At 36.9% G+C, this 4,360-nt stretch carries 5 protein-coding genes and 1 pseudogene; 4 read left to right on the plus strand and 2 right to left on the minus strand.

Going from position 1 to position 4,360, the window contains the following annotated elements:
* Window positions 1-186: DUF2278 family protein (locus AC1DJR_RS18770; RefSeq protein ID WP_477003227.1), on the plus strand; the 186-nt coding region annotated here is incomplete at its 5' end.
* Window positions 187-200: 14 nt separating this feature from the next.
* Here AC1DJR_RS18770 and AC1DJR_RS18775 read toward each other — a convergent pair.
* Window positions 201-1,034, minus strand: a complete 834-nt coding sequence (locus AC1DJR_RS18775; protein WP_477003230.1) for a hypothetical protein — start codon at window positions 1,032-1,034, stop codon at window positions 201-203.
* 200 nt (window positions 1,035-1,234) lie between these two features.
* Here AC1DJR_RS18775 and AC1DJR_RS18780 point away from each other — a divergent pair, with 200 nt between their 5' ends.
* Window positions 1,235-2,017: a zinc ribbon domain-containing protein gene (locus AC1DJR_RS18780; RefSeq protein ID WP_429687370.1), complete on the plus strand. Its 783-nt coding sequence runs from the start codon at window positions 1,235-1,237 to the stop codon at window positions 2,015-2,017.
* A gap of 19 nt (window positions 2,018-2,036) precedes the next feature.
* Window positions 2,037-2,132, plus strand: a pseudogene (locus tag AC1DJR_RS18785) (zinc-ribbon domain-containing protein); the annotation flags it as partial.
* Window positions 2,133-2,235: 103 nt separating this feature from the next.
* On the opposite strand, the gene AC1DJR_RS18790 reads toward AC1DJR_RS18785, so the two are convergent.
* Window positions 2,236-2,658, minus strand: a complete 423-nt coding sequence (locus AC1DJR_RS18790) for a hypothetical protein (protein ID WP_477003228.1) — start codon at window positions 2,656-2,658, stop codon at window positions 2,236-2,238.
* A gap of 197 nt (window positions 2,659-2,855) precedes the next feature.
* On the opposite strand from AC1DJR_RS18790, the gene AC1DJR_RS18795 reads away from it, so the two are divergent.
* Window positions 2,856-4,190 (plus strand): FAD-dependent oxidoreductase, encoded by a 1,335-nt coding sequence (locus AC1DJR_RS18795; RefSeq protein ID WP_477003229.1) that lies wholly within the window; start codon window positions 2,856-2,858, stop codon window positions 4,188-4,190.
* Window positions 4,191-4,360: the final 170 nt, after the last annotated feature.

Genomic DNA, 4,360 nt, shown 5'->3' on the forward strand with positions numbered 1-4,360 from the left:
GGGAATGTAGAGAAATGGCAAGGTGATGATGGCAAATGGCAAGACGGTGGGATATTGATTCACTTTGAGAAGAAGGAAGAGTGGGTTGGTATTTTTCTTGCCTTTCAGTCACAGTCATGGTGTACGGATGAAGAAGGGCATGCTCGTGTTCCGGTTGAGCATTGTGATTATAAGAGAAATGATTGATGAGAAGAGGGCGTTCACAACGAACGCCCTCTTCTTATTTTATAAAACCCAAAACTCACAAGTGTAGAAATACAAGAGAAAAGAAGCGCCACACTAGAAAATGCAATGAGATACATATTATATTTCATAACTTTGCCGATTAGTTGGTTACTATCGTACTGAAACAGTCCCGCTATTATATTGAATAAAAATAATACGATAAACATGACGATGACGCCGTCTATTGATCCTTTAATGTCTGGTTTACTYAAAGCGATATGTGCGGAAATACAAATAGCGATAAATAAAAATAACCAAAAAGAAGGGGTCAATAAATTGTTCATTGTAAACAAGCTTTTTAATAAAAAGAATGTTGATAAAAACATGTTTTGGATCATGTCTAAGTTAATAGAAGTCGATGCGATTGTTGTTTCGAGAGTTGTATTAAATAAAGAATATGACTCTGGTACGAAATAGCGCATTAAAAGTATTAAGGCAGTAATACCAGAAATAATAGGRCCGATGCCGATAAAGAAATTACCGATYCGTTGRTATAYRCTTTTTTGATTGTATTGATGTTGKACGTAACCTAAAGCTCCCTGACTTGTATCTGTTGGGAAGAACTGCGTTGCTACAATTTTATGACGAAATAATAGACACATAATTGCATGCCCAAGTTCATGAACGGGAACACCRATCCATGCRGTTAAAAGAAAWCCYTTCCTACCAAAAGCTCTCGACCAATACGTTCGTGTGAGAGATTCTAAATAACCTAATATAAATCCAATTACAATGATGACACCAATTAAAGAAAATAATTGGATCACRCTTGTAAGGAGTGTTTGAAAAATCGAGTTTACAAATTCCACTGTCTTCATCCAATCTGTTTAAAGTTTCACTTTATTTGCTCTGTTTCATAATAACATTATTTTTCTATATTACTAGCACACATAGTTTCGTTTAAAAGAAGGATTTCATATTCTTTTTCTTGTAGTCATGTTTTATGTACAAAGTCATATATTGAATTTGTAACACCCTATAAGGTATATGCTTAAGGAGGGATGAGAGAATGAAATGTCCGGCATGTAATACTGAAAATGCAGCGGAAGCAAGGTTTTGCGGAAATTGTGGACATTCGTTAACGGAAGAAGTGGTAGCGAGTGGTGGGCAGGAAGAAGGGCAGCTATCGCGCAAGGAACAAGTAAAGGAAACTCGCCCAAATGAAACGGTAGAGCAAGCAAAACAATTTGCAAGTGGCTATTTTCAGTTCTTTAAAAATGCTTTTAAATCACCATCGGCCGTTATGAAAAGTGGAAATATTGAAGTGCGAAATGGAATTGCAAGCCTTGTACTTATTTGTTTTTTAGGAGCATGTATTTTTTATAGAATGATGAGCGCAGCGGCGACTGTTACGAGGACATTAGTGCCAGATATAACTACTCCTACTTTCTTTGGAGAATCTGTAATGGTCTTTTTCTTTTTATTAATTTTAACTTTATTTGTCGGATTTATTATTTTTGTAAGTGGTAAGATGATGAAATCATCTTTTTCTTTTCTTGAAGCATTCGGTATATGGGGGACGATAGCGACGCCAGCTATTGCTATATTAGTGCTTTCTTTTCTATTTAGTTTCCTATTGATCTTTTTTTTACCAATCTTATTAGGGCTGGCTACAACGTATATGGGAATTAGTATAATTGTAGCTATATTAAAACTAGACAACGGCGGAGTAGATCTTGTTTACACACTTATTATCGCAAATGTTTTAATCGGAATTGCAACGTTTATCGTGTTTTGGTCTTACATTAAAACGATAATCCAAACCTTTATCGGGGGATTAACAGGCTTCTAACGAAAAGGTGGTTGAATGGATGAATGTATGTACAAAATGCGGGACTCATTTTGAAGACAGTGTGCAATTTTGTCAAAACTGCGGGACGAAGAGGGGGAATCCTGTAGTAAAGAAGCAGAAAGTGTTAACTAATATTGAATCTTATAATGTTGAACTGATCAAATCAAGAGAATAGAGTGCATGATAAAGGTACAGTGCATAACTGTACCTTTTTATGATTATTTAACTGGACCAGGATCCCTTGAGAAAAAGATGTGAAAGAGAAATGTGACTTTACTTGCTCCTCCTGATGTACTTGCTTGCACATCAGATAAAGAACTAGACGTTAAAGCAGCTTCAGAACGAGGGGGAACGACTATTTTGAGAGCATCATCTGATTCTGATGATATAGTAACCGTTATTGTATCCTCAGAAAAGTTCACAATTTTAACAGTACCAACTGGGAAGATGGATTTGCGAGCGTGTGATGCAGAAGMRAAGCGAGWSGMTTTCCAAATAGTTTGTGAGAAAGTGTCATTRTCAGATAACCAAGCACGAGCACTGTATAAAGTTGTATTAATGGAAAACTCTTGTTCAAGCGGGAGGGCGGGTCTCGGTTCTATCGGTTCCTCTGGAAGCTGGACGAGAAGGCCAGCGCACATGTATGTTTCACCTACTTTCCATAGCTACTGTTATAGCATATTAAACATGTTGTTTATAAGACACGACACTTACCTAGTAAAGCATGTTTGTGCACCAAATTTGAAGATGAAATTCTCTTTCTTTACAATAGAGGTAGGTGTTATTTCTACAAAATATGGAAAACGTAAAGAGTATGTAAAAAAGAAGGAGTGGTAAAGTGAACTATGTCATTATTGGCGGAGATGCAGCTGGTATGAGTGCAGCAATGCAAATTGTTAGAAGCGATGAAACGGCAAATGTTGTAACGTTAGAAAAAGGTGAAATTTATTCATACGCTCAGTGCGGATTACCGTATGTGATTAGTGGTGTTATCGCCTCTACTGAAAAGTTAATTGCACGCGATGTAAAGACGTTTCGTGATAAATATGGGATTRATGCGAAAGTGCGTCATGAAGTAACGAAAGTAGATACGGAAAAGAAAATTGTGTATGCAGTACATACGAAGACGAAAGATGTTTTTGAATTTCCGTACGATCGTTTATTAATTGCGACTGGAGTGCGTCCTGTTATGCCAGAATGGGAAGGGCGAGATTTGCAAGGCGTTCATCTTTTAAAAACAATTCCGGATGCTGAGCGCATATTAAAAACGCTAGAGACGAATAAAGTTGAAGATGTAACGATTATTGGCGGCGGTGCAATCGGACTRGAGATGGCAGAAACATTCGTCGAAMTTGGTAAGAAAGTAAGAATGATTGAGCGAAACGATCATATTGGCACAATTTATGATGCCGATATGGCGGAATATATACATAAAGAAGCAGAYAAACATAATATTGAAATTTTAACAAATGAGAATGTAAAAGCGTTTAAAGGAAAAGAAAGAGTGGAACAAATTGAAACAGATAAAGGGACGTATAAAACWGATCTCGTTTTAGTATCTGTCGGTGTACAGCCAAATACTGATTTTCTTGAGGGGACAAATGTACATAAAAATCATAAAGGTGCAATTGAAGTAAATACTTATATGCAAACAAATGTGAAAGACGTATATGCGGCCGGAGACTGTGCAACGCATTACCACGTTATAAAGGAAACTCATGATCATATCCCGCTTGGAACGACYGCGAATAAACAAGGGCGACTTGCYGGACTSAATATGKTKGATAAACGAAGRKCATTTAAAGGTACGTTAGGTACRGGCATTATTAAATTTATGRATCTGACGCTCGCAAGAACAGGCTTAAATGAAAAAGAAGCGAAAGGGCTAAACATCCCGTATAAGACGGTCAAAGTAGATTCAACAAATATGGCGGGCTATTACCCAAATGCCAAACCTCTTTACTTGAAATTACTATATCGTTCTGATACGAAACAATTATTAGGTGGTCAAGTAATTGGAGAAGAGGGCGTAGATAAACGTATTGATGTTATTGCGATGGCACTTTTCAATAAAATGAGCATTCACGATTTAGAAGATGTCGACTTAAGTTACGCACCACCATATAACAGCGTTTGGGATCCAATTCAGCAAGCGGCAAGGAGAGCGGAATAGCACTTTTAAGTGCTATTTTTTTCGTTAAAGGGGAATAAATAAAGTTTCACTTTATTTCGAATATACCGTTCGCCCTTGAAAACATAGTACGTATCGCTTATATTTTCATATAGTATTTATTTTTTAATAAAGCAATGAACGAATCAGGGGGCACAGTATGGCAATTAACA

This window comes from Bacillus sp. 05T31, from assembly GCF_056396725.1.